At 60.9% G+C, this 26596-nt stretch carries 20 protein-coding genes and 1 pseudogene; 9 read left to right on the forward strand and 12 right to left on the reverse strand.

All coding sequences use genetic code 11. From position 1 onward, the window contains the following. Positions 1 to 28 precede the first annotated feature (28 nt). Positions 29 to 706, reverse strand: a complete 678-nt coding sequence (locus GWE18_RS24055; RefSeq protein ID WP_275188179.1) for a response regulator transcription factor — start codon at positions 704 to 706, stop codon at positions 29 to 31. 447 nt (positions 707 to 1153) lie between these two features. Here GWE18_RS24055 and GWE18_RS24060 point away from each other — a divergent pair, with 447 nt between their 5' ends. Both GWE18_RS24060 and GWE18_RS24065 read left to right on the forward strand, forming a co-directional pair. After that, positions 1154 to 1378 carry a hypothetical protein gene (locus GWE18_RS24060; protein ID WP_275188180.1) on the forward strand — a complete coding sequence of 75 codons (225 nt, stop codon included), beginning with the start codon at positions 1154 to 1156 and terminating at the stop codon, positions 1376 to 1378. A gap of 240 nt (positions 1379 to 1618) precedes the next feature. After that, positions 1619 to 2029 carry a hypothetical protein gene (locus tag GWE18_RS24065; RefSeq protein WP_275188181.1) on the forward strand — a complete coding sequence of 137 codons (411 nt, stop codon included), beginning with the start codon at positions 1619 to 1621 and terminating at the stop codon, positions 2027 to 2029. A 50-nt stretch (positions 2030 to 2079) separates the two neighbouring features. Here GWE18_RS24065 and GWE18_RS24070 read toward each other — a convergent pair whose 3' ends face one another. Further along, complete coding sequence (locus tag GWE18_RS24070) at positions 2080 to 2886, reverse strand: hypothetical protein (protein WP_275188182.1); 807 nt, start codon at positions 2884 to 2886, stop codon at positions 2080 to 2082. Positions 2887 to 2926: 40 nt separating this feature from the next. On the opposite strand from GWE18_RS24070, the gene GWE18_RS24075 reads away from it, so the two are divergent. After that, positions 2927 to 4105: an efflux RND transporter periplasmic adaptor subunit gene (locus GWE18_RS24075; RefSeq protein ID WP_275188183.1), complete on the forward strand. Its 1179-nt coding sequence runs from the start codon at positions 2927 to 2929 to the stop codon at positions 4103 to 4105. Continuing rightward, positions 4102 to 7212: an efflux RND transporter permease subunit gene (locus GWE18_RS24080; protein ID WP_275188184.1), complete on the forward strand. Its 3111-nt coding sequence runs from the start codon at positions 4102 to 4104 to the stop codon at positions 7210 to 7212. Before GWE18_RS24075 ends, GWE18_RS24080 begins: the two co-directional genes overlap by 4 nt. A 28-nt stretch (positions 7213 to 7240) precedes the next feature. Here the strand turns inward: GWE18_RS24080 and GWE18_RS24085 are convergent, their stop codons facing one another. The 5 genes from GWE18_RS24085 to GWE18_RS24105 form a co-directional block, all read right to left on the reverse strand. After that, positions 7241 to 10450, reverse strand: coding sequence for an adenylate/guanylate cyclase domain-containing protein (locus tag GWE18_RS24085; RefSeq protein ID WP_275188185.1), 3210 nt, complete (start codon positions 10448 to 10450; stop codon positions 7241 to 7243). Continuing rightward, positions 10450 to 11487 carry a catalase gene (locus GWE18_RS24090; protein WP_275188186.1) on the reverse strand — a complete coding sequence of 346 codons (1038 nt, stop codon included), beginning with the start codon at positions 11485 to 11487 and terminating at the stop codon, positions 10450 to 10452. Before GWE18_RS24090 ends, GWE18_RS24085 begins: the two co-directional genes overlap by 1 nt. Positions 11488 to 11786: 299 nt before the next feature. After that, entirely contained in the window at positions 11787 to 13175 is a 1389-nt protein-coding gene (locus GWE18_RS24095) for a hypothetical protein (RefSeq protein ID WP_275188187.1), read from the reverse strand. Positions 13176 to 13204: 29 nt separating this feature from the next. Next, positions 13205 to 13798 carry a hypothetical protein gene (locus GWE18_RS24100; RefSeq protein WP_275188188.1) on the reverse strand — a complete coding sequence of 198 codons (594 nt, stop codon included), beginning with the start codon at positions 13796 to 13798 and terminating at the stop codon, positions 13205 to 13207. Between the two features lie 27 nt (positions 13799 to 13825). Further along, positions 13826 to 14434: a hypothetical protein gene (locus tag GWE18_RS24105; RefSeq protein WP_275188189.1), complete on the reverse strand. Its 609-nt coding sequence runs from the start codon at positions 14432 to 14434 to the stop codon at positions 13826 to 13828. 678 nt (positions 14435 to 15112) lie between these two features. On the opposite strand from GWE18_RS24105, the gene GWE18_RS24110 reads away from it, so the two are divergent. Both GWE18_RS24110 and greA read left to right on the forward strand, forming a co-directional pair. After that, the gene (locus GWE18_RS24110) at positions 15113 to 16621 is read left to right on the forward strand and encodes an ATP-binding protein (RefSeq protein ID WP_275188190.1); all 1509 of its coding nucleotides are present in this window, start codon (positions 15113 to 15115) and stop codon (positions 16619 to 16621) included. 143 nt (positions 16622 to 16764) lie between these two features. Beyond that, on the forward strand, positions 16765 to 17247 hold the full coding sequence (greA, locus tag GWE18_RS24115; protein ID WP_275188191.1) for a transcription elongation factor GreA: 483 nt from the start codon (positions 16765 to 16767) through the stop codon (positions 17245 to 17247). A 158-nt stretch (positions 17248 to 17405) separates the two neighbouring features. On the opposite strand, the gene GWE18_RS24120 is transcribed toward greA, so the two are convergent. Together GWE18_RS24120 and GWE18_RS24125 are read right to left on the reverse strand one after the other, a co-directional pair. Beyond that, a complete protein-coding gene (locus GWE18_RS24120; RefSeq protein ID WP_275188192.1) occupies positions 17406 to 18914 on the reverse strand; it encodes an amidohydrolase family protein in 1509 nt (502 codons plus the stop codon). A gap of 452 nt (positions 18915 to 19366) precedes the next feature. Then, positions 19367 to 19549, reverse strand: a complete 183-nt coding sequence (locus GWE18_RS24125) for a hypothetical protein (RefSeq protein WP_275188193.1) — start codon at positions 19547 to 19549, stop codon at positions 19367 to 19369. Positions 19550 to 20063: 514 nt separating this feature from the next. Here GWE18_RS24125 and GWE18_RS24130 point away from each other — a divergent pair. The 3 genes from GWE18_RS24130 to GWE18_RS24140 all read left to right on the forward strand — a co-directional run bounded on the left by GWE18_RS24130 (position 20064) and on the right by GWE18_RS24140 (position 22841). Continuing rightward, positions 20064 to 20783: a response regulator gene (locus GWE18_RS24130; protein ID WP_057843627.1), complete on the forward strand. Its 720-nt coding sequence runs from the start codon at positions 20064 to 20066 to the stop codon at positions 20781 to 20783. Beyond that, on the forward strand, positions 20780 to 22312 hold the full coding sequence (locus tag GWE18_RS24135) for a HAMP domain-containing sensor histidine kinase (protein ID WP_275188194.1): 1533 nt from the start codon (positions 20780 to 20782) through the stop codon (positions 22310 to 22312). The genes GWE18_RS24130 and GWE18_RS24135 overlap by 4 nt, the downstream gene beginning before the upstream one ends. Before the next feature lie 259 nt (positions 22313 to 22571). Beyond that, positions 22572 to 22841: a hypothetical protein gene (locus GWE18_RS24140; protein ID WP_275188195.1), complete on the forward strand. Its 270-nt coding sequence runs from the start codon at positions 22572 to 22574 to the stop codon at positions 22839 to 22841. 544 nt (positions 22842 to 23385) lie between these two features. Here GWE18_RS24140 and GWE18_RS24145 read toward each other — a convergent pair. From GWE18_RS24145 to GWE18_RS24155, 3 genes and pseudogenes are all read right to left on the reverse strand, one after another. After that, positions 23386 to 24876 carry a trypsin-like peptidase domain-containing protein gene (locus GWE18_RS24145; protein WP_275188196.1) on the reverse strand — a complete coding sequence of 497 codons (1491 nt, stop codon included), beginning with the start codon at positions 24874 to 24876 and terminating at the stop codon, positions 23386 to 23388. Between the two features lie 173 nt (positions 24877 to 25049). Continuing rightward, positions 25050 to 25484, reverse strand: a complete 435-nt coding sequence (locus tag GWE18_RS24150; RefSeq protein WP_275188278.1) for a CBS domain-containing protein — start codon at positions 25482 to 25484, stop codon at positions 25050 to 25052. A gap of 60 nt (positions 25485 to 25544) precedes the next feature. Then, positions 25545 to 25970: pseudogene (locus GWE18_RS24155) on the reverse strand (DUF2267 domain-containing protein); the annotation flags it as partial. Positions 25971 to 26596: the final 626 nt, after the last annotated feature.

The raw sequence follows: 26596 nt of genomic DNA on the forward strand, positions 1-26596 counted from the left end.
GGCGCCCGGCGCGGTCATCCAAAATCAGTCAGGATACGGCGCGTAGAATGAACCCCGCGCCGCGGACATTGTGAATCATCGGGGCGTCGCCCGGACCGTCGACCTTGTGCCGCACACGGCCCATATGCACGTCAACCAGGTTGGTTGCCGGAACAAACTTGTAGTTCCAGACCTCCTCGAGCAGCATCGCGCGCGTAAGGAGCTGGTCGCTCCGCCGCATCATGTATTCGAGCAGGCGAAACTCGCGCGGCAGCAGGTCGATCTTGCGCTCGCCGCGTTTGGCCGTGCGCCCGATGAGGTCGAGTTCGAGCTGCCCTACCCGCACGATGGTTTCCCGCGTTTCCGTCGGGCGGCGCAGCAACGCCTCTATGCGCGCAATGAGTTCGACGATCGCGAACGGCTTGGTGAGGTAGTCGTCGCCACCCATCCGCAATCCGCGCACGCGGTCATCGACCGCGCCAAGCGCACTCAGCACGAGGACCGGCGTGCGCACCTGATCCTTGCGCAGGGACTCGATGACGGTAAGCCCGTCCATTCCCGGCAACAGGCGGTCGACGATCATTGCATCCGGCCGCAAGTCGCGCGCCTTGGCGAGACCATCCAGTCCGTTGGCCGACCATTCCACCTCGAAGCCGCGATCGGCCAGCTCGGCGGTGATTTCCCCCGCCGTCTCGCCGTCATCTTCTATGAGAAGAACCTTCGTCATCAGATCGATCCGACTGCCATCAAGATACCCCCTCACCGCACGGCCCGGTCGCAATGATACGCCGGCCGGCCGACAAAGCCATGGTAACGGCCGCATGTCTCATAGCTCAAGAGAGCCGGCCAGCGTCGCCATCCTTTTCCGAATCGGCATGCGCCATCCGCCCGGCGGCCATTCTGCCGCTTCGGTGCGAGCACGGCGAAGCCGCACGAAACAATAAGTCCCCGTCGACCGGCAGCGCCAATAAATAGCAATTTAATGAACCCCGGCCTGCATTGGCTGCCCCCACCGGCAGTTTCGGACCAGGCGAGACAATAGATGGAGCCCGCATCAGCTTCACGCCGAGTTGAAAGCACGTGACGCGATGTTTCCTTTGGACGATGGCGGGCCAGCCGCACGTCGGAGGGAGAAGCCAGCCTGGCTTCCTTCCCTGACCTATGGAGAACAGCAATGCGCAACGTGAAACTTCTGTCGGCTGTGTTACTCACTGCAGCCACTTTCGCCACTCCGGTACTGGCTGCCACCTCGCGGCATGTCGTCACCGACACCGACGGCCGCGTGATGTCGACGACGCATCGCACCGTAGGCGATAGCTGCATCCGCGCTCCGCGCGTCGGCGCCTTCGCCACCGCACCGTGGACCACGCCGCCTTGCGAGCCTAACACGGGTTACTGATCCGCGTTGCGATGAACAACGAAGCATGACGGGCTGGCGGGATATCCCGCCGGCCCATTTTCTTTTGCCGCGTACCAAAGTGTTTCCTTCGTGAATGCAAGGCGGCGAAGACTAACGCCGAATTTAATGGATGCCTTGTGCATCGCACCTACCTGTCAGTCATCCGACGTTTCGTTCGCGCGGTCCGTCGAAGTTCGCGCGTCACGGCGCCGAGTAATCTGACTGAAAAGGAGTGTCATGATGAAACGGATGATCACGGTATTGGCGACAGCTCTTCTCGCTTCGAGCCTGCTGGCGGGCGCGGCCGACGCGCGCGGTGGCGGTGGTGGTGGCGGTCACGGCGGAGGTTTTGGCGGTGGCGGCGGCCATATGGGTGGTTTTGGCGGCGGAGGCCACATCGGAGGCTTTGGCGGCGGTGGCCACATCGGCGGCTTCGGTGCCGGCGAACACATCGGGGGCCTTGGCGGCGGCGTTGGTGTCGGCCACTTCGGCGGTGGCCACATTGGCGCGCATGGCTTCGGACTGCACCATCATGCCCTGCATCGCTTCGGCGGGTACGGGCCGGGATACGGCTACTACTACGGTTATCCCGATTGCTACGACTGGTACTACCTGCATCCCAGCCGGCCCTTGCCGCTGAGCTGCGGCTGAGACCCTCGCGCAAATCCTGCACGCAGGCTGTCGGACTGGAGGGCACTTTCTCAATGCCCTCCGGACCGATCGCCTCCGTGCTTGTTCGTCGCACTGCCCGACCGGCACCGGAGAACCACCATGAAACGCTTCCTGATGATCACGGCAGCCTCGGCGTTGCTGGGCGGCCAGGCCTTTGCGCAGCAGGCTGCGGTGATGCCGACGCCTTCGCTCTCGGCCACGTCGCCGCTCGGCATGGTGCCAAGCGCGCCGGTCGGTGGCACCGGCATCCCGCTCGGCGCAACGGAAATCGCATCCCCCGGCGTAAGTCCGGCGCCGATCTCATCGACCATGGGCAACACCGTGTGTTCGACCATCGGCACGGCACCATCAACGATGTTCGGATCGGCGACTACCTTTGACGGCGGCGGCGTGGATGTCGGGAGCGTCACACCGCAGAGCACCATGTCCATGATGCCGGGAACGTCGACATCAGCAATGTCGTCATCGGGCATTCCGCCGACATCGGCCCTGATCGACACATCGGGTACCCAAAGCATGTGCGGTGCCGGCTCAGGCAATCTTGCCGCATCATCGACACCGACGTCTCCCATGACGCCAGGCGGCGTGCCGCGAACCGGCATTCCGATGGGCTCGACCGAGATCGGCAATCTCGGGATTAGCTCCGCCGCGATGGTGCCCACCATCACCGTCGGACCCACCATCAGCACCATCGCGCCGACGATCCCGACGGTGCCCGCCGTCACCCTGTCGGCTCCGAACACGACGGCCGTCGCCGCGACCACCGATCCCATCACAGGGATACCGAACATCACAGGGGCGCCGAACACGATACCGGGCCTGTCAAACGCCGCCACGATGCTCCGTTGAGCGGCAACTCACTCGCGAGAAGCAGCCATGAAAATGAAAGTCGCAATACCTGCCGTCGTGTTCGGCGTCGCCGCTGCAGGCGGTCTTCTCTTCCTGACGCACGCCCATTTATTCAAGGCCGCCGTCGCGGCGGCGCCGCCGCCTCCGGTCCCGGTCGTTGCCGGCGTGGTCACCCAGCATGACGTGCCGATCTATCAGAACGGCGTCGGCACCGTGATTGCCTACAACACCGATGTCGTGCGGGCCCAGATCCAGGGCCAGCTCATCAGCATCAACTTTACCGAAGGACAAACCGTCCATGCCGGCGACCTGCTCGCGCAAATCGATCCGCGTCCCTATCAGGCCCAGATCGACCAGTTCGAGGGAAACCTGGAGCGCGATCAGGCTCAGCTCACCAATGCCCGTGCCAATCTCACGCGTTACACCCAGCTCGGCGACAAGGGCTGGGCCACACCGCAGTTGATCGAAACCCAGAAGGCGCAGGTCGGCCAGCTGGAGGCCGCGATCAAGTCCGACCAGGCGATGATCGAAGCGGCCAAGGTGCAACTCAGCTACACCCGGCTGACCTCGCCGATCGACGGCGTGGTCGGGATTCGCCAGATCGACGTCGGCAACATCATCAGCCCGACGACAGCCAACGGCCTCGTCGTCGTGACACAGCTCGATCCCATCTCGCTGATCTTCACGCTGCCGGAAGGGGTGCTGCCGCAGATCCTCAGGCAGCAGCAGGCGACCAGGACGCCGCTTCCCGTTCTGGCCTATAACCAGGACGATACGATCCTGCTAGGACGGGGCCAACTCGCGCTGGTCAACAACGAGATCCTGCAGACAACCGGCTCGATCCAGCTCAAGGCAACCTTTCCCAACAAGTCTCGCGCGCTATGGCCGGGTGAACTGGTGAACGCGCGGCTGCTTATCACGACGCGGCATGATGGCCTGACCGTCCCTGCGTCGGTCGTGCAACAGGGTCCAAGCGGCGCCTACGCCTATGTCATCAAGCCCGACAGCACCGTGGCGATGCGCCCGATCAAGGCCGCACAGATCACCGACGGCGATGCGCTGATCGATTCCGGCCTGAAGGCCGGCGAGCAGGTTGTGGTTGACGGACAGTACCGGCTGCAGCCAGGCACGCATGTCACGATCCTGCACGGCGAAGCGGCCGAGGAAGCGGCGGCACAACAAGCCCAACAGGCGACTATCCCATGAATATATCCGCACCTTTCATCCAGCGGCCGATCGCAACTGCGCTCCTGATGGTCGGCCTTCTGGTCGGCGGCCTGGTCGCCTACCCGCTGCTGCCGATCGCAGCGCTGCCGAACGTCAACTATCCGACGCTTCAGGTCACGGCACAGTTGCCGGGCGCCGATCCACAGACCATGGCGGCGTCGGTGGCGACGCCGCTCGAGCTCCAGTTCGGGCAGATTCCGGGTCTCACCCAGATGACGTCGGCGAGCGCACTCGGCTTCACCCAGATCACGCTGCAGTTCGATCTGAACCGCCAGATCGACGGAACGGTCAGCGACACGCTGTCGGCGATCAACGCTGCGAGCCCGTTCTTGCCGCCCGGCATTCCCTATCCGCCGACGATCCGCAAGGTCAATCCGGCCGATACGCCGATCCTCGTGCTCGGTCTGACCTCGGACAGCCTGCCGCTGACCACGGTGGACGCCTATGCGGAAAATATCCTGTTGCAGAAGATATCGCAAATACCCGGCGTCGGCCTCGTCGGCCTCGGAGGCCAGCAAAAGCCCGCCGTGCGCGTGCAGCTCGATCCGCAGGCGCTTGCCGCGCGCGGCATCAATCTCGAGGACGTCCGCACGGCGCTCGGCCAGGCCAACGTCGACCTGCCGAAAGGCACGCTCAACAGCCCGCGCCAGACCTTTACGCTGAACACCAACGACCAACTGCTGAACGCGGATGATTACGCCAATCTCGTGATTGCCTACCGAAACGGCGCGCCGGTCCGCATCCGCGACGTCGGCCGCGCCGTCAGCGCGCCGGAAAACGACCTGATCGCCGGCTGGTACAACAATCAGCGCGCGGTCATCATGGCGATCCAGCGCCAACCTGGCGCAAACGTCATCGACACCGTGGAGCGGATCAAGGCAGAAATGCCGGTGCTGCAGGCCTCGATCCCGCCCGCCATCAAGGTCAATGTCATCTCCGACCGCACTGATACGGTTCGCGCGTCCATCCACGACGTGCAGTTCACGCTGATACTGACGGTTGCGCTTGTCGTGATGGTGATCTTCATCTTCCTGAGAAATTTCTGGGCGACCGTTATCCCGGCGGTCACCGTTCCACTGTCGCTGATCGGCACCTTCGCTGTCCTTTACGAACTGGGCTACAGCCTCGACAACCTCTCGCTGATGGCGCTATCGATCGCCGTGGGCTTCGTTGTCGACGACGCCGTCGTCGTGATCGAGAACATCGTGCGGCACATGGAGGGTGGCGCCACGCCTTACGAAGCGGCGCTGAAGGGCGCCGGCGAAATCGGCTTCACCATCATGTCGATCACGCTGTCGCTGATCGCGGTGTTCATTCCGCTGTTCCTGATGGGCGGATATGTCGGGCTGCTGTTTCGCGAATTCGCCGTCACCGTCAGCGTTGCACTGGTGCTATCGCTCCTGATCTCGCTGACCCTGACGCCCATGATGTGCGCGCGGCTGCTCAAGCCGGAAAGCAGGACGCACGGGCGGCTGTTCCGCCTCTCCGAAGGCGGCTTCAATGCCTTGCTCGGAGCCTACGAGGCGGGCCTGAAAATCGTGCTTCGTCACCGCTTCATCACGCTGTTGACGATGTTTGTGACCATCGCACTGACCGGCTATCTCTACGTGGTCATTCCCAAAGGTTTCTTTCCGCAGCAGGACACCGGGCTGATCATCGGCCTGTCCGAAGCCGCACAGGATATTTCCTATTCGGCGATGGCCGAGCGCCAGCAGGCCCTGCTCAATGCCATCATGAAGGATCCGGCCGTCGCATCCATCGGCTCGGCGATCGGCGCCGGCGGCGGCAATACTACGGTCAACAACGGCCGAATCTACATTGCGCTCAAGCCCTACAAGCAACGCGACAGCATGGAAACGATACTCGCGCGGTTGCGGACCAATCTGGCCAAGATCCAGGGCATCACTCTTTATATGCAGGCCGCGCAGGATATCACCATCGGCGGCCGGGTCTCGAAAACCCAGTATCAGTACACGCTGGGCGACGCCGATCCCGGCGAGCTGAACCACTGGGCGGCCCTGTTCCTCGACAGGATCAAGAAAATCCCCGGCATCACCGACGTCGCGACCGACCAGCAGAATTCCGGTCCCCTGCTCGACATCGCCATCAAGCGCGAGGTGGCTTCGAGCTACGGTATCCTGCCCTTCACCATCGACAACACGCTCGATGACGCCTTCGGCCAGCGCATCGTCTCGACCATGTACACGACCTTGAACCAGTACCATGTCATCATGGAGGTCAATCCGAAGTTCCAGTACTCGCCGGAGGCGTTGAGCGGCATCTATGTCAAATCCTCAGCCGGGCAGGAAGTGCCGCTATCGACGCTGGTCGACAGCGTGGTCAAGGTCGCCCCGCTGGTGGTCAACCACCAGGGCCAGTTCCCGTCGGTGACGATCTCCTTCAACCTGCTGCCGGGCACGGCGATCGGCGATGCGACAAAGGCCATCCAGCATATCGAACAGCAACTCGGCAAGCCGCTGTCGCTGCAGACGAGTTTCCAGGGCAACGCGCAGGCCTTCGGAGATTCGCTGTCGACCACGCCGATCCTGATCGTGGCGGCGCTGTTCGTGATCTACCTCATCCTCGGCATATTGTATGAGAGCCTGATCCACCCCATCACCATCATCTCGACGCTGCCGTCGGCGGGGCTGGGAGCATTGTTGCTGCTGATGGCGGCTCACCTCGATCTCAGCGTGATCGCGATCGTCGGCATCATCCTCCTGATCGGCATCGTCAAGAAGAACGGCATCATGCTGGTCGATTTCGCCCTGCATGTCGGCCAACAGGAGGGACTGACGGCGGAAGAAGCGATCTATCGCGCCTGCGTCATGCGATTCCGGCCGATCCTGATGACCACGATGGCGGCCATGCTCGCCGGCGTTCCGATGATGCTCGGCACCGGTGCGGGCTCCGAGATACGCCAGCCGCTGGGCTACGCCATCGTCGGGGGCCTAGCCGTGTCGCAGCTTCTCACGCTGTATACGACGCCGGTGGTCTACATCTACCTCGACAGGCTGCAGAGCTGGCTGTTCGGCAGGAATAAGCCGGCGATTGGCGATAGCGCCAAGCCGTCACCGGCCGAATGACGGGAATCCCAGCGGCAATGCCTTGCTACTAGGCCAGCGCTCTTGCCAGGTCATCAGCCTCGCGCAGATCGCGGGAAGTTTCCGCGGATGCAAATTTTGCCCTGGTCGATATCAGCAGGTCTCGTGCCTCGGCGCGTCCGGACGCGCCCTCGCCAGCGCCGATCAAGCGTGCGATGCTGATCGCCGTACGCAATTCCCAACCGACCGCCCCGAGCTTCCTGGCAGAGGCAAGCGAGCGTTTGAACAGGCGCATGGCCGCCCGGTCGTCTCGCAATGGTTCACGACACAACAGCGAGCCGTGGATCCGATAGATCTCGGGAGCAGCCCAGCATTCGCCGGTTTGCTTCATCAGGGATTCGGCCGAAGCAGCGAAGCTTCGAGCCCTTTCTATCTGCCCGACCCGTCCGAACTCCGTGGCGAGCAGGATTCGATAGAGCGGAAGCTGAATGCACCGGGCCGGTAGCTTGCCAAGCAAGCCGCATAGTAGCTCGAGCACTTTCGGCGCAGGGCCACGCTCCGCCAACGCGGCGGTCGCCCACAACGGACCGATGACCCGGTACATGGGATAGCCATACTCATCAGCGACCTTCATGCCACGCTCGACGCTGGCAAGGTTGGCCGCAAGATCGCCCTCGTACCAGTGATCGGAAACGCCCAGAATGGAGGCAAATGCCAGCATGAACGGATGGCCGATCTCATTCGCGAGCTGCCGTGCCGTCTCACAGCATTCCCCGGCCCGGCCTGGCCGACCCAACAACCATTCGATGTGTCCGGAATAGACGAGCGATACGATCAGTGGGTCATGCTGATAAATCTGGACCAGCTTGCCGTGCTCACGAAGATTGTAGCGGGCGCTGATCAGAGCCGCGAGCTCGCTCGCCTGCTCCAGGCGGCCGAGAAAGAAATTGGCGATTACGGCAGCGGCGTACGCCATGAGAGCAGCCTCGTCGTCGCGCCACTCCTCTGCCCGGCGGACGAAATCTTCGGCGTGTTCGAGGCCCTTGGTGAGCTCGCAGTTGACGAGCTTGGCGATCGTACTTCCCCACAGCACCGTCGCCTTCTCGCGAATGGTGCCGTGGTTCGCGCAAAGCTTGAGCGCGCGACTGTAGGGGCCATAGACGTTCGGATCGGACCACCCTGCATTGGCGGTATACGCCATCGCCAAGTTGGATTGCAGTGCGATTTCAGCTTCGAAGCGCCGCGGTGAGGCGGGCATCTTGGGTATCAGCGAGAGGCCTTCGCGAAGATGGGCTACGGCCTCCTTGGTGGCTGAGCGGCGAAGCGCGGATTTTCCCGCCTGAAGCCATGCTTCGATAGCCTCCGGAATGTTACCTGCGCGCGCGTAGTGATAGCCGAGCACGGCGGGCTGGCTGCTCTCTCCGATGGCCGCCTCCTGAAGCAGCCACGATGCGACGCGCGCATGGAGCTCGCGCCGTTCCTCCTTGAGCAACGAGGAGTAGGCGGCTTCCTGTATCATCGCGTGCTTGAACGTGAAGATGGCGCCTTGAGGTCCCTCGATGCGATACACAATCCCTGCGCTCTCCAGTGCCCACAACGCGTGTTTCAGCGTTTGACCTTTACCTGGAAGCACGTGGAAGATGCCTTCATAATTGAATTGCCTTCCGAAGACGGAGGCGATCTGGGCGACGCGCTTGGCAGGACCGAGACGATCGAGGCGCTCCATCAGTGAATCGTGAATACTTGCGGGCACCAGAGGTTCCGGCAACTTCCCGCTCGGCACAGCGCCGTCGGCGGCGCGCGGGACCGCTCCGGAATCGACGACAGCCCGCGTAAACTCCTCGACAAAGAGTGGCACACCGTCGGTTCTTTCCACGATCTGGCTGGTAATCCGGCGCGGTACGAAATCGCTGCCTGCGACGGCTGCGACCATCTGCTCGCATTCGTACACTGCCAGCTTTTGCAGAGTAATCCGTCGAACCGCCGAGCCCGACAACCAGTCGGCCCGATAGTCATCGCGATGCGTGATCAGAATCATAACCCGCTCACCAGAACAGTGAGCTATCACGCGTACCAGCAGTTCGATGCTGGTCGGATCCATCCACTGGACGTCCTCGACGATTCCGAGGATGGGCTGCTTGCGCGAGGCGGCGATGAGAACATCGATGAACACCTGAAAAGCGCGCTCGCGCTCCGAGGGAGAACCGAGATCCGCAGGTTCGTATCCCGCGCATGCGGGTATCGACAGTACCGCTCCGTAGTAACGAAGGGCGTGCTCGACGTCGGTGACGGCTCTTGCCAAAAGCGAACGCAATTTTGCCAATGCGAGTTCCGCGTCGTCGGTCTCGTGGATGCCGGTCGCGCGCGTGAGCCTCTCGATTTCCGGGGCAAGCGGCGTGTTGACGTGAAACGGCGAGCATTGCTGCGACAGAACATCACGCGGAGACGCATCAAGGGAACTGCGGAACTGGCGAATCAGGCGTGACTTGCCGATGCCGGGTTCGCCGGAAATGACGCCGACCTGTCCGGAGCCTGCTACGGTCTGTCGCCACATCTCGGCAAGCAATGCGATGTCGCTGGTTCGGTTGATCATCGGGGCAAGAGGCGACCTCCGCGCCCTGTCGAACCTGCTTTCGCTCGAAGCAAGAGCCTCTGCACGCCAGGCTTCGACCGGTTCCTCCACACCCTTGAGCGGTCGTCTGCCAAGCGGCGCGTAGCCGAACGTTCCGCGGGTCAGCTCGTAAGTGCTCGAACCGACCACGACATCATTCTCACCGGCCAGCCCTTGCAGGCGCGCAGCGACATGAGCCGAGCTGCCGAACACTTCCCGCCGATCGGGGGGCTCGCCGGGCACGCTGCCGACGACGACCAGCCCGGTATTAACCCCGATGCGCACGCCGAGGCGAACGAAGCTGCCATCCGACAACAGAAACTTCTGCTCCTTGATCGCCGCGGCGACCGCCAGCGAGGCGCGGACCGCGCGCTCAGGATCATTTTCATGGGCTTGCGGCACGCCAAAATATGCCAGCAATCCGTCACCAATCATTCTGGCGATGTGACCGCCGTAGCGGCGAATCTGCTCGTCGCAGATATCGCGGTAGGTTCTGATAACCGCGAAGAACTCTTCGGGATCGATCCGCTCGCTCAGAGGCGTCGAGCCGACGATATCGATAAATACAACGGTAAGCTGCCGACGCTCAGCGTGTAGCGCTTCGTTTTCGACATGCGGCGGCATCGGCTGAAGTCCGCCCGACCGATCGGGCCTCGGCTGGCTACTCATTACGCCACCATGTTCAGTTTCCGCCGCACCTGCCGCGAGGCAAGATAGACCGCAAGCCGCATCCGGTTGACGCTGCCGAGCGGCCTGTGCTCGGGCAGACAATTCCAGGGATTGAACACCATGTGCTCGCAGTCGTACAGCGCATTCTGCGCCAGCAGGCTCTGTCTTGAAATGGCAATGCTGCCCAGCCGCACGACTTCGTCTTGACGACGGGTCCACCACCGCGAGGCATCCTCGACGTCATCCGGTGTGGCCGCATGCCGTACCCGTATGGAGAAGTCGAGCACGATGGCATGATCGCCGGATTGATGCGTATGCGGGTCTAGATCCCTCACCAGCGCATCCCGGAGAAAGTTTTCCGATCGGGTCCAAAGCGGAAACGCCCCCCATCCGGTGCCCTGCTTTCGGCCATTGGAAGGACCGACCAAATAGCGCACGACCTTGTGCTCGCCGAATAGGTACGGCGACATGCTGTGATAGGTGGCTGTCAGCGGATTGCGGATAGTAAACAGGCCTTCCACCGCAATTCGCAAGAACAGGTAAAACTGGCGTGGACACCGAATAACGAACTCGAGCCATCTCAGCCCCTGGCCGAGTTTTTCGCGCCAGGTTGCATGTGGTGCACTGACCGCGTTCATCAACAGCGTATAATCGATCACGTTCTTACAGAAGAAGATCGGAAAACTGCTGAGCGCGAAATCATGTTCGCCGGCGGGCGCCTTGTCGGGCGCCAGCACACGAAGAATGGTGTCGGTCCCGACCTCGTGAAGCTTGATGGATAAGCCACGCGCGTCGATTTTCCGGTCGCTGCCCGCCGTGCCGCGGCCGTTGGAAAAGCGGAGCGTGGCCGGATAGCGGGCGCCTGGACGGAACAGATCCGTCGTGAACTCAATCGGAAGATCCTTGCGAACAATGAATTCCGCCTTCACGCATCCATGCGTTTTGGCATGCTGATCGCGCATCGCAGGAGTGGAGCAATCCGAGACCTTCATCTCGCAGTAGTTGGTAATCACCGCTTCCGCGGCGATGCGCGCCACTTGCCGGATCATGGTTGCCTCGCCAGGCACGGCGCGCTCAAGTTCGTGCAACGGCATTGGCCGGTCCGGCGGCAGCTCCAGCGCGTTCACAATCTCCCGGTATCGCGCCGGCGTCGCGGATGATCTCCGCACGTCGCCCGTTTGCGCCGGGCGCACGATCGCGAGCAGCATCTGTCCGAACTCCGCCAGACGGCGCAGCGCGTGAAAGCCGAGGCTGACCGGCTGATCTCCGAGGAGGCGCGCCATAACCCGCTTCCCGCTCGCGCGAGCGTCGAACCGCCGCCGGGTGCCGGACCGGGTCATGACGCATGAACCCTGCCGGACGCCAGCAACCTGAGCGCAGCAAGACTCGGGACGAAGAAATAATCGCCGCCTTTGGTTTCGACAAAGCGCGGAATGTCGAAACAGATAAATGGCCGCCGCCCCGTGGCCTCATCGCCCGGGATCACCATTTGGCCGCGTCCGCCAACGCCGACAATCGGATCGGTGTCGTTGCCCTGCTCGAAATCGTCGCCAAAGTTGACCCAGAACCGCTGCACGAACTCGAACTGATCGAAGCCGGAATTGAAGGCGATGAAGATGATGCCGCGGCTTTCATTATCCCGCTCGCCGGGCGGAAGAAACTTGCCATAAGTAATGCCGCGCCGGATCAGACGGTGCCGGCTCATCGTCTTGCCGCCGAACCCGAGCGCGTCGCGCGGATTGGTGCGTCGCACATGGGCTCCCAATGGACATCGCGCGCCCGCGGGATCGTCGGCATAGGCGAATGCATTGGCGAGAGACCTGGCCGGCTTCTGCGGATGCTCGATCAACGAAGATCCATCTTGCCAGCGTCCCATCATCTTGGCTGCCAGAAAGTCTTCCGCGCTAACGCGATCCGGCAGACCACCGGGGATCGTCCGGGCAAACGACTTTGCTTGCGCTTTGATGTAGTCTCGAAACTCCGGCACATTCTGTTCGAGCTTGCGGAACACCATATATGTTCCGTTGTGCGCAAGCAGGTTCGGCAACGGCATAGGCGCGAGATCGCCGCCTTCGCCGGGGTAGCCGAGGATGAACTCCCCCAGCGGAATTTTTCTAAATCGCCCGCTGTGATCGGGATTGCCGATATCCTTCCTGGCGCCCGTCTCGCGCGGCACGCCCTCGACATCGGGATTGCTCAGCCCGTCGGCAAAGCCAAAATGCTCACGGCGCGCCGTCTCGCCATCCATGCTGAAGGATTCGGCGGGTTGATCGGGACCTAGCTCCGTTACGCCGGCCGGCAACAATTGTCTAAGTGTACGGCAGCGCTCCTCAAGCGCATCCGTCATCTTGCCATAGATCATCACCAAAATATGCACACGGCTCGTCTTCCAGGGTTCATCCCAATATTCCGGCGAACTCTTGCCGACATCCCCGAGAACTTCTGCACGAACCTTCATGCCCTCGCGAAACTCAGGCGGGAAAGTCGCGAGACTTTCTTCCGGAAGGCCGAAGGCACGCAATCCGTCGAAGGTCAGGGCGAAATTGAGCGTCGCGTCCGGCTTTTCCTGCCACTGGCCGGGAGTGACGGAGCCCGCGTCCAGCAGGCTCTGTATGAACGACCTGGCATCGCTCGCATCACGAATGGTCAAGTAAAGGAAACGTGCATGCGGAAAGGAGGCGTAGCCACGGAGAATATTGCCTTGAATATTGGAGAAATCAAACATCGCGGGCCTCACTATCAATCGCTACGTTGTTACAACTCTCCTGCGCGCGGCCTGACCTCTTGCAGGCTTTGCCACATCCTTTCGAAATCGGCTTGGAGTTCTGCCGGACTTGGCTGCGTGTCCTGAACGTGCCTGATGAACTGCGCCAGCCGGCGCCGGTACAACAATCCCTTCAGAATATCGTTCAAGCTCGCGTCGGGCTGGTCGGCCAACAGCAAATTGGTCGTAATCTGGCATTGCTCGAAATACGCAGCGAGATCATCGCAGCTCTCGATGCCGGGAAAGCCACGGCAGTGCTGCCAAATGATCTCTAACTCAAACGGAATATACTTGACCATTGCACGGATCAGAGCATCGATGCTGAAACCGTCGAAGTCACAGGCGAACAGCAGATAGGCTGACTTGAGTGTATCGACTTTCGCCGGCGTGCCCTGATAGGCAAGTCTGTCGATCACGACAAAGCGGGCCATGTGGACGATCGACACCTCGCTCAGGGGCGAACCGCGCGGATATTTTATGCTGTGGTCCAGCGTACGCAGAAATGTGCGCAGCTCGGCTGTTTGCCCAACCTTGATTGGAAACAGGCCGGTGAAGCCGTATTTTTCGCCGTTTTGATTTGCCATACGCGCGAACTCCGCTCGATCGGCCTACTACTCAGGTATAGGACCGAACGTACCCAACTTGTTCTGCACACTCATGAGCAGGCGGTTGAATTCCGTCGCAAATTTATCGGGCGCCAGGTCGAGGGAAGTTTTCGCAAACTGTTCGAGTTCGCGGCGCACTTCGAGGCTCGCACGAACGTCGCGTACTGAGGCACCAGGATAAGCGCTATACGAGTGATCGGACTCGACCTGATTGCGCTTGATGTACGTCTTCAGTGGCCCGACGGGCCTGGCCATAGGATAGCGAATGCTCCAGAACCATACGATGTCGAGCGGCACATAGAGGACGTCGGCGAAGGCCTCGATATAAGGACCCCACGGGCCGTTGAACGTGCTCAGAAAGAACAGATAATCGTAGTTCAGTTTTTCCGTCGGCTGACCGTCGTCGACCCGGGGAAAGCAATCACGCTTGACGACGACCCAATGAACGAAGGGCAAAAACGCCAGCGCCTTGGCCGTATTCTGAGTTGATTTCCAGCGATCGAATATCCAAAGCGCCAGGCGGACAACGCAGGTACCGAAGCGATTCATCGGTGTGATCACGTTGAAGGTAACGGCTTTGCCAAGTCCGTCCTTGTTGCTAGCGCGATCGGCCATAAAAACCTCCTCGCAATGAGGGGTGAATGAAGCGAACCACCGCTTGCCCCAGCACCCCGTACTATAATACCACTCCGCCCAATAAGCACAGTTATTATGTGAGGTCGCTCACCCGCTGCAAAGCTCTCAGACGACCGAGTCTATCGACCGCATGGCGAGCGCCTTCGGACCTCGTTCGATTTAGACCTTGCAACGATATCGGCATTTAAGAGAGCTGACATTTTACGAATGTCCGCTTTGCGCAGGGACCCTCCTTCCGCATGACCGTGTTTTGGTCCGACGCTGAGATGGGCCGCGCGGGGTATTACCAAATCTAGGCCCGTGATGTCTGTGAAGTACCTCACAGATATCGGCATTGAACCCAACGGGCATTACACCCGTGATCCTCCAAACTCCAAGTATGGATCGGTTGCGGCCGTTCGGTCAGACCGCGCTCCGCGGGAATACGAGCTGGATTGAAATTGCGGGCTATCTAGCTTCAGCACTCGTCCCGGCTACATTTGTATCATTTCCGATTTGCGTTCTTGCGACGTGTTGCTCCAGAGTGACGCGTCATTCATCTGGGCCGATGGCGTTCGACCAGCCGTGGAGAACGCGGAGAGGTCGGCCATGGGCGCTCGACGGGCTGCGATCAGGTTGTTAAAGCCCGCCTCCGCTAAGGAGACTTTGAGTCGAGACATGACCGTTGCGATCGAGATGGGACATACGACGGCAGGTGCCCCGGCGACTCTGGACCTTGAGGAACTGCTTGCGACTCGCTTGCTGGTGCAGGGCAATTCGGGCTCCGGCAAATCCCATCTGCTGCGCCGGCTGCTGGAACAGAGTGCCCCCTGGGTGCAGCAGACCATCATCGACCCCGAAGGCGACTTCGTGACGCTTGCCGACCGTTTCGGCCACCTGCTGATCGATGCCGAGGACCATACCGAGCGGGGCCTGCAGGTCGCCGGCGAGCGAGCGCGCATCCATCGCGTCTCGACGGTGCTCAATCTCGAGGGGCTTGACGCCGAGAACCAGATGCGGCGCGCCGCCGCCTTCCTCGGCGGGCTTTTCGACGTCGCCCGCGACCACTGGTACCCGATGCTGGTGGTGGTTGATGAGGCGCAGCTCTTCGCGCCGGCCGTCGCCGGCGAGGTTTCGGACGAGGCGCGCAAACTCTCGCTCAGCGCCATGACGAACCTGATGTGCCGTGGCCGCAAACGCGGGCTTGCGGGGGTCATCGCCACCCAGCGACTGGCGAAGCTGGCCAAGAACGTCGCGGCCGAGGCGTCCAATTTCCTCATGGGCCGAACCTTTCTAGATATCGACATGGCGCGCGCCGCCGACCTTCTGGGCATGGAGCGGCGACAGGCAGAGGCCTTCCGGGATCTGGAGCGCGGGCAATTCATGGCGCTGGGACCGGCCCTCTCCCGCCGTCCGCTGGGGCTGCGCATCGGTCCAACGGAGACCACGCCGCGCAACGCGACCCCGCGCCTGATGCCTCTGCCGGAAGCGACACCGGACGCACGCGCCATCATCCTGGCAGCGCCGCCGCCGGAGAACAATCGGCCCCAGCGCCGATCGCCGCCAGACCTCCTCGGCCAGCTCATGGCGGCAAAGTCAGCGGCGCTGGAGACCCGTCCCGAAGCGGTCGAGCAGCCGCTCAGCGCTGAGGAGCTGGCGGAGCGGCGTGAGCGAGTGGACCGTATTCTGCGCGCCGTCATGGCGGAACCCGACGCGGGATTCCGCGCCATCGGCGTCCTCTATCAGGAGTTCGTGGTCCGCTGCCGAATAGAGGGCCTCGGTTCGGCGGTGCCGGACCTGGCTGACTTCCGCCGCATGCTGACGCGCGCCCGCGCCGGGCTCGGCTCCGACATGGCGGAGGATGACGGCTGGCAGGATGTCTCGGTCCGCGCCTCACTTCTGCCGGAGGATATGCAGGGTGTCTTCATGATGATCGCCCGCGCCGCAAAGGAAGGGTGGCCCTGCCCGGGCGATGCAGCGATTGCCCGCGCCTATGGCTCACATTCGCTGCGCCGTGCACGGCGTCTGCTGACCTACATCGAGGAGCAGGGCCTTATCGTTTGCCAGCTTGACGGCGCCGGTCGGCGGATCGTGACGCTCGTCGAACTGGCCTGGGCGACGGCACCGGGCGACCCCAATGCCGAGGAACTGCCGGCGGAGCAAAGCTGCAGCAGTTCCGCTCCATGATACTTGGATAATGGCGCCCGTCTCGCTCCGCGGTATATGATTCGCAAAAGCCGTTGAGCGTGGCGCTGCGGTTCCTTCGACGGGTCCGCGCTCTTGTCGCCGACCGCGTTTTTTGCATATCTTGCTTAAAAGGAGTTCTGGGCTTGAGCGTTGCCTTCACCAAGGAAGACAGTGCCGAAACGGCGTCGGAGACTTTGCTCCCCGACCGTCCGATTTCACCTCATCCGAACCTGGTTACGGAAGCAGGATTGAAGGCTCTTGAATTTCAGCTCGACCAGGCTCGCGAGGCATATGAGACCGCGCAGAAGATCGAAGACGTAAACGAACGACGGCGGCAAGCAGCAGCCCCTTTGCGTGATGTGCGCTACTTTGCGGCGAGAGTTCGGACGGCTCAGGTCATCCCCAATCCAACATCGACTGACACTGTCGCCTTTGGGAGCACGGTGACCTTCAGGCGCGACGATGGGCGCGTACAGAAATATCATATCGTGGGAGAGGACGAAGCGGACCCTAAGGCCGGTTCCATTTCCTTCGCGTCCCCGGTGGCAAGGTCTCTGATGGGCAAAGCTGTTGGGGATGTGGTCGGTACATCCGGTCACGAGCTAGAGATCATTGCGATCTCGTAGCCCCCGCACAGGACGCAGCCGATATTTGGAAGGTGCGCCTGCGCCAAGAGCAGATATCGCGCGAAATTGAATCTATCGATCTACATCCTTGTCACTGCAGCTGCCTGTCGGCCGCGCCCGCGAAGCTTGCCTGCTCCGCCGGCGCGGCCGTTGGACATCTACGCAGCGCGAACGTAGCCGTAGCGCAGGTTCGAGGGCTCCTTGGCCGCCAGCGCATACTCGTTCTTGAGCGAAGCGAGACGGTCCTCGGAAAAAGCCGGCATCCTGGTGTTCTCAGCGGCTTTCAGCCTGATCTTATAGAACTTGGTGGCGTTGCCGCCGAAGATGAGCTGCTTGGTGCCGCTATTGGCGTCGCCGAGCGGCGCAAACCCGTATTTCTTCTGCATGTCCTCCGGAATCTCGAGGCGGCGCAGCGCCTCGATCTGCCACTGTGGTGAGCCGTACCAGACCGAGTCAGTCCCCCACATGACGTGATCCACCCCCATGCCCTTGATCAGCGTGCCGACCAGCGCGGCGCAGAACTTCGGATGCGCCACCGCCGAGTTGGCAAAGGACGTGCCGAGCTCGCCATAGACGTTGGTGACGCCGAACTTCTGCGGGATTTCCGCGAGATCCGTAGCCCACTGGATGCGGCCGGTCTGCTCGAACTCGGCCCAGGCCTTATCCGGCAGTTCGAGGAACGCCCGCAGCGCCGAGTGATAGATCACGAAGTTCATCTGCGGCCAGTCCTTCGCCGCCTTTCCGATGTCCCACACGGTTGCGTATTCCCACACGCCGGCGAACGACTTCTCGTAATCGGGCGGCAGCAGCCCCTTGTGGATGCACAGCGTGTTGATGCCGGCCTTCACCGCCTTTTCGTAGAACGGATACATCACCTGCTCGTCGTCGAGCCGCCATGGGAACTTGGAGGGTGCCAGCGGGTCGCCGATCGTGTAGGACTTCCAGGAATCGGGCTTGTAGACCTCGATCGCCTTGTCGACCTCCTCCATCCAGCCGGGCTGCTTTGGGGTGATGACGCTGTGCGCCAGCAGGCGGCGCGAGCCCGCGAAATCGTTGATGAGTTCGCGGGCCTTGACGATCTGCTCGTTGGAGAGAAGCCACCAGCTCGGATCGTCGAACGGTGCGCCGCTCAAGAGCGCCATGTGGGTGTCGCTGTCGTAGTAGATCTCTTTCACATAGTTCATGAACTTGTAGCGGCCGAGCGAGGAGACGCCCTCCTCCTTCATCTTCGGGTTCCAGTGCTGGCTCGCAAAGTCCGCCAGCCCCAGGAGCTCCTTGTGATCGAAGTCGTCGCGCACGAAATGGGTCTGGACGTCGAAGATGAACTGGCCGGCGAGACCTTGCGCGCGCGCCAGCATCAGCTCGGGCTCGCGGGCCTCTGCAGCTGCGACCTGGAAAACGTTGCCGTAGACATCGTTCATTGCGAGGAATGCCGCAGCCATGCCGCAGCTCGTGTGCAGGAACTGCCTGCGGCTCAAGCCGAGGTGCTTGCCGTTCAGGTCGGCAAGATCGTTGATCCGTGCCTCGACCTTCTTCTGTGTAGCGCTCTGCGGGGGCGGGAGATACTCGCCGTTGGAAACAATTTGAGTGGGGATCGGCGTTGCCGCCGATGCTGCCTCGGCACCCGCAACGAGGCGCTGCTCCCGTTCACTAAGCCAAGTGCTCATCGTTCTCCTCCCTTGTTGATGTTCGAAGCGCGTGCCGGTCGTTGCCCGCATGGAGGTTGCGTGCGCCTGGCTGCTTCAGAGCGGTTGGCAGGCCAGCTCGTCACACCGTCCCGCTTCGCTCAAAAATTGCATCGCAGCCGCACATGACGCGACGAATTCAACGCTCAAATTTCCATGATCGCAAGCGGAGTAATCCGGCAGCCGCACTGTCCCAAACTCATTTCACTTCTGCGGCGCATCGCGACTTCAAGCCGGCTCGGGCAGGACGTCATCTTGTTTGGATGGGCTGATCGGCCCAGAGGATGAGCTTCCGTGACTGATACGAGGACATGCCCCGCAAGAAGCAAAGCTGGGCACTTTGCATACGAACTTGGGATTCTGCTCGGACATCAAACAGTCGTCCTCCGTCACGAGGCGCGAAACAGCCGCACGATCTCCACAGTACATCAAATCTAGGGGGTGGCCGAGGCCGAGGCATTCCGCAACACGAAGACGAGCAGCCAACTTATCCGCACTGCGGCTCTGCGAAGAAACAGCCCCTTCGGTGTGGCGTAGTCTTCATCGCCCTCGGCCGATGAGTCTTGCGAGATTTCCGGAACGGCCCCGCGGGAAACGGCGTGCATCGCATCGTACATGTAACGCTCCTGCTTCGTTGAGCGTGCGCACGATGAAGTCCGGATGTCGCAGAACTTTGCCGACCGCTGCCGGAAATTGTCGCGATCTGTCTCAGGAATACTGCATTGCATAGTTCGCGACAGTTGCGGCCAAGGTTGATGGCTACTGCTGTCATCCGCTCTTGAATGACCTTGCTCTCAATGCGGCTTCTTAAGTTGCATCAAGCCTTAACAGGCATACGGGTCTGCGACAATTTGCGACAAAGATGGCTCACCGGGACAATTTTCTGCGACAGCTTGTGCCTAAATTGTTTCAGCCAGATCGGGGAATCATGCACATGAGGCCGGTTCCCGCTCGGATCGGCCGGCATCGGCATCGGGGTCCTGCGATCCCGATCCGATGACGCGACGCTATCGGTGAAGCCAGCCACAAGCATTTGATTTCAGCCGATCATATGCGGCCGATACATTCTGTTACACTTTTTCGATGGGTTGCGTGCAGGACTTCAGTATGATCCGCATCGGAGCAAATTAGATGGACTCGGCACCTCACATCGCCGTAGTGGACGATCATCGCGATATTCGCGATCTAGTCGGCAAGTACTTGATGCAGCATGGCTACCGCATCAGTCTTGCGGAGAGCGCTGTTGCACTCCGCCGCTTGCTCGAACGAAGTGCTCTGGATCTGGTGGTTCTAGACGTCATGATGCCGGGTGAGGACGGACTGTCGCTCTGCCGCCATTTGCGCAGCACCACGGATCTTCCCGTTATCCTGTTGACTGCGATGGCTGAGGAGACCGATCGGATCGTCGGCCTGGAAGTCGGTGCCGATGACTATGTGAGCAAGCCATTCAATCCCCGCGAACTCCTCGCCCGCATCAAAGCAGTGCTTCGACGAGTTCAAAGCTTGCCGCCGCAAAAGGGCCGGCTTGCGACCAAGGTCGTACGCTTTGATCGATGGACCTTTGACGTCAACCGGCGCGAGTTGACGGGCGACGACGGCGTTGCTGTGCCGCTCAGCACGGCGGAGTTCCGCCTGTTGTGTGCATTTCTCGATCATCCGGGCCTGGTACTCAGCCGCAATCAGCTTCTCGACCTGACGGTCGGCCGGGATGCCGATCCATTCGACCGGAGCATCGACAATCAGGTCAGCCGCTTGCGGAAGAAGATCGAGGCTGACCCGAAAGTACCAGCCTTGATCAAGACTCACTGGGGCGGTGGATACAGCCTCGCCGCGCAGGTCGAGCAGCCATGATGAGCTTGTGGAAGCGTAGCCTTGCGGCCCGTTTCATCTGTTTCACGCTGCTGTCTTTAGTGCTGTCACAAGCCATCGTGTTCTTCATTTCGTGGGATGAGCACGGGCAGGCGATTCGGAAGGCCGCGAAAGGCGAGATATTCAGCCGGTGCGCCTCGCTCGCCCGAGTCCTGGAGGCGACGCCTCCGGCGCTGCAGAGCGATATCCTTAATGCCAGCAACACCAGTTCAGCGAGATATTGGATATCGACCAACGGTCTGAAGGATGCCTCCGCGTGGCGAGAGGAGGCATGGGAGCGCTTGGCGCAGCCATTGCCGCGCATGTCCTTTCCCGGCCACAGCGTGCCCGCCGAGGCCAGACCGGATTTCGCGCGAAACACTGCCACCACCAGCAGCGCCACGTCCACACACTGGATCGACCTAAAGCCGGAAGCCTGGCCGCTGTCCCGACCAGCGAAGTTTCTTTATCTCGATGATGCCACCGGCATGGGCTTGGCCGTTCAGTTGGCAAACGGCGCATGGCTGAACACAGCATTTGCCAAACCCGCGCAAGACGGCTTCTGGACCTCCAAATCCACCTTGGCGCTCGGCCTCTCCGCGTTGTCATTGTCGATTATTGCCGTATTTGCAGCTCGAGGCATCGCGCAACCATTGCGTCGCCTGGCGGTAGCGGCCGAAGCCTTCGGCCGCGGTCAGGAGATCGTACCGCTGCCGGAAACCGGCCCCGACGATATCCGACGTACCGCCGAGACATTCAATCGCATGCAAGAGCGCCTGCACCGTTTCGTCGACGACCGCACCAGAATGCTGGCCGCCATCGGCCATGATCTGCGTACACCTCTAACCTCGCTCCGTTTGCGTGCGGAATTCGTGCCCGACGAGGACGTCCGCGAGAAAATGCTCTCCACAATTGCCGAGATCCAGACGATGACAGAGGCGACACTCGCATTCGCTCGCGAAGACGCTACCGCAGAAAGCACGCGGAACGTGGACCTCTCGGCTCTCGTGGAAAGTCTCTGCGATGATCTCGCTGAACTCGGTTATGATATCTCCTTTTCTGAAGGGCAGAAGATCAGCTACAGTTGCCGACCAGACGCACTGCGCCGCGCGTGCCGCAACCTCGTTGAAAATGCCATCCGGTATGGCGAGCGAGCGCGCGTCAGCGTGGAAAGGCAAGCGGATAGTGTCGAAATCACCGTCTCGGACGACGGCCCCGGTATTCCAGATGGTGCCAAAGAGCAGGTTTTTACGCCGTTCTTCCGGATGGAGAATTCACGGAACCGCGAAACAGGAGGCGTAGGTCTCGGCCTTTCCATTGCCCGGACCATTGTCCGCCACCACGGCGGCGATATCGTCTTAACCAACAAGCAGAAGGGGCTGCAGGCGACCATTAGCCTGCCAGCGCTGGACGGCGGGCCGCCTCCTCCCATCAGCCGCCCGGTCGCAGAAGCGAAGGATGTCATCAACGCTCTCGAATCGGCAAAACCTTCGGTGGCCGCGATCTTGCAGCGCGCGTCGAAATCATATTGATCGTCCAGCAGACCGCCGATTGACCGATTCCATTTGGATGGGGTGCCTGTCAGCTTGAATGGGTGTGCCTGTCAGCCGCAAAGCCATTTTGGATTTCGTCATTTTCTTCGTTCAGACTTGGATCCCTCGTTCAGACTTGGACGAACGCATCGCGGACGGCGCAAGCCAATTATCAGTTGCAACGGTGTCCCTTCCAGAAGGGTACAGGTTGCTGCAAACTGCATATGTAGCCCGCGATTCGTAGATGTCTTGAGGAGCCATGAACGAGACCTTGATATCCGCCTGCATGATGTTTCTCGTTCCAGCAACGCTCTTGTTTGGCGCCTTGGGTGTCGCGAACTCGTCCTTTCTCAAGGTGCTGGTCTGCTTGCTTGGCGTAGCCACGACAGGACTATGGCTTTACCGGATATGGTGGTGGACAAACCTGTCTTTGATTGATCGCAAAACGGCGCTTGGTCTCGCGGGCATGTTTGCGTGCGCGTGGCTGGTGACATTCCTGGTGCAGTTGAAGAATGTGTTCTCGCGCTGACCGGGTACCCATCAGGGCCCCGCAGCGATGCGAATACCCAGGGCCAGAAGAGCGCAGCCCACAAGGCCGGCTATGAAAACCGCACGCATCCACGGCTTGCGCAGAATGATCTCGCCCTGCCGTGCCTTCTCGCCGGGATAGGCTCGGGAACCATCCGAATGTCGGCCCGTTGGATTTTGCTTTTCTGGCATTGCATACCGCCTTGGCAAGATGCCGCGGATGCTCCACGAAGGTGTTCCTGATGGAACGCGCCCGCGTCATCGCATTGCCGATAATGTCAATGTAATAACTATCTATGTTACGATTTGATCCTTCGACGAGGCACGGGTTGACGCATCTACCTTCTGATCGTAGCCGGTGCGGACACCGAGGTACTGGCGCTTAAAGGTACTGGCGCTTAGCCGCGCCGCGCTTGAACGACTGCCTGCTGAAAGGCACCAGGCGCGCCGGATCAAGGCGCGGGCTTGGCGAGCCGCCGGTTCGGCCCATTCCTCCGTCAGCCGGTCCTCGACCGTCAGTTGTGCCCGCCGCGACGTTCAATCGGTCAACTGACGGGAATGGCGACAAATCGCGTTGCCTGGTTTGCCTTTACCCGCGCCAATGCGATGCGCTTGCCCTTGCTTTGAACCTCGGTCAGCGCCTTGTAGAAGTCGGCAGGAGTCATCACGGCGTTGCCGCCTACGTCGAGAATAACATCCCCGGTCGAAAGTCCGCTCTCAGCGGCAACACCGCCGGGGTCAAGATCGGTGACGACGACACCTCGGACGCCGAGACCAATGTTGTCCGCAGGCATCAGGGTCAGTCCGACGTTTGGTTTATTGCCGTCTGGCGTCGGTGATTCCGATTTTTCAGCAATCGAGCGGCTCTCAGGAACCGGAAGCTCGCCCAGCGTTATGTTGATATTTTTTTGCTCGTTCTGACGGACCAGGCGAAGCTCGATTGATTTGCCGGGAGGCATATCGCTGACCCTCTTTATCAAGTCGCGATCATTGCCGGCTGGCTGGCCCGCAACCGAAGTGATGACGTCGCCGGGCGCGATGTCGGCTTTCGCAGCCGGGCTGTCCGGTTGGATTTCGGCAACCAAGACGCCGTGGACCGGTTTGTTGAGACCGAGACCCTCGACGAGGTCGGGACTCACCGACTGAACCTCGACGCCGATCCAGCCACGGGAGACTGTACCGTTCTGCTTGAGTCTTTCCGCGATCGTCTTCACTGTTTCCGCCGGAATGGCAAAGCCGACACCGACCGAGCCGCCTGTCGGCGAAAATATTGCGCTGTTGATGCCAATCACTTTGCCGCTGACATCGAAGGTCGGTCCACCGGAGCTGCCTTGATTGACCGGCGCATCGATTTGGATGAAGTCGTTGTAGGGGCCAATGATATCGCGCGCGCGGGCCGAGACAATTCCCGCCGTCACCGTCCCACCGAGTCCAAATGGGTTACCGACGGCAAGAACCCGCGCGCCGATCCGAGGCGCCTTGTCAGCGATCTGGGCAACCGGGAATTCCTGTTCGCCTTCTATCTTGAGCAGTGCGAGGTCTGTTTTCGGGTCGGCGCCAACCAGCTTCGCAGGGTAAATCTTGCCGTCGTCGGTGGTGATCTCAATTTTTTCGCTGCGCCTGACCAGATGGCTGGTCGTCATGGCGTATCCATCCGATGATATGAAAAAGCCTGACCCCAGAGTGGTGGCGATACGAGGCTGCGAAGTGCCTCGGTCGCCCATCGGCACATCGGAACGATTCGAGGGCGCGCCGCGACCGGAAGGCCGTTCCTCTTCGTCGGCGTCCTGCTCCACCTTCGCGCGCACCCCCACGACCGTCGGCTTGATGCGATCCACGAGGTCTTCAAAGCCCACTGGCAGTGCGGCAGATCGAAAACCAACGGCGGGATTGTACCAGGAGTACAGTTCTCTCCACGTGGAGGCATTCGATCCAGCCAGCCAGGCAGCCGTTCCGACTCCGAGAATTCCGATCGCAAGAATAGAAGCAGCGAGAATGGCGCGGCGCATCTTACCAGCGGTACGTTTTTCGGCCATGAGCCTTCTCCAATCGCCCAATCCAGACCTACCCGGCGGCCCTCCAGCACCCGATGAGCATTGAATTCAAGGAGTCAACTCTCGTCTCAGCCGAGGCACACGGAAACGGTTCGCCCTCGGAATTCCATATGCTTCTGGCAGCCGAGCCCCTGAGGGCGCAGCGGCGCAATCCCTTACGCGGACGAGACGTGAGAACCTCCCGGTTCGACGACGCCGCACATAGCGGCACCGGTTGCCGCCGGGTCGTACTTCCTCGCGGCGTCAGCCAGCGATACGATACCTACGAGGCGCTTGTTTCGATTGACGACCGGCAACCGCCTAACCTGTATATCGCTCATATTTTGAATAACACCGTCGACGCTATCGTCCTCAAAGCAATACTTGACGTCCCTCGTCATTGCGTCGCGGACGCACGATTGCCCGTCCCTGCCCTGCGCGATTGCCCGTGTCATGATATCGCGATCGGTGATCATCCCGACCAAGCGATCGTTCTCGCCGACAGGTAAAACGCCTATATCCCTGGCCGTCATGCGTTTGGCGACCTCTCCCAGCGTATCGTTCGGGCTGGCAAGTTGCACATTCCGACTCATCACGTCTGCCACTTTCACTGATCCGTTTCCATGCTTAGCCTGGGGAATGCGGCCGCTTGGCCAAAGCATCCTGATGTCCTCTGGCAATGCGTGGCGCACTTTTGCCGTTTCGGGCTCGACGACGTGTCGCTGGACGGCGGAGAATACAGCCTTGATGGCTTTCTCCGGATTTACGGATTTTCCTCCGCCTTCGAGGCCATCCGCAACGCGAGCGACGAACTCCTCACGTGAACGCATCGGGTCTGGCTGAACAGCCGGACGATACTGCTCATAGAAGGCTCCACGAATCAGCAAGGGCAATTGCGCAGCAAGATGCGCCGCGTCCTCGACGGGGAGCCGATCACGCAAGGCCCGAAGGACGACGCCAAGAACGCGCCAGGCTAATCGACGATCCGGTCCGATCTCCTTTGAAATCTCCTTGAGCCAGACATTGGTCGCGTGAATCGATCTGTCGAAAGTTTCAAGGCCATTCGCGCTCATGTGGCAACTCCGCGAGTTGGGCATTACTGGCGAACGAGTGCCTGCCGAAGTGGTTCCATGCCGAATTGTGGCCGTTGGTGCGAATAGCCAAAAATGCGCGCCAGGCCGGGTGGAACCCAGCCTTTTGCCAATGCATGGCTGCTACGGATAGAGCGCAATGATTCCAAACTTCCGGGATCGTGCCCCGTAGGAAAGCATTACGGTCCCATTTCGCATTGCGAAGATTTTGAATCCAGGTCGACGAGCGCTTGCCGGAACGTCGTCTTGATTGAGGCGTTCCTTTAGGACTCCACTCAGAGGAGATAGACATGAGAAAACTGACACTGACATTGCTCGCCGGCGCCGGTGCCCTCATAGCCTCGAGTGCATATGCGGCCGACGAGATTCGAACCGGAGGCAGTTCGCCCCTCCTTCATCAGGCACGGGTAGTCTGTGACGACACTGGCCGATGCTGGAACACCCGGAGTCGCGCGATCATCAGAGATGGTTACTATGCAGCTCCGCGATACTATGACGACTACGATCGCGGCTACTATTATCGCAGGCCGGGCATAGGCGTTCATGGGCCGGGGTTCAGCTTCGGCATAGGCCCAGAGTGGTAACGCCATCAACACCCACCCACCGAGCGATTCTTCGCTCGGTGGGTCGCT

The sequence above is a fragment of the Bradyrhizobium sp. CSA112 genome (assembly GCF_029051645.1).
In the GTDB taxonomy this organism is placed as follows: Bacteria; Pseudomonadota; Alphaproteobacteria; order Rhizobiales; family Xanthobacteraceae; genus Bradyrhizobium.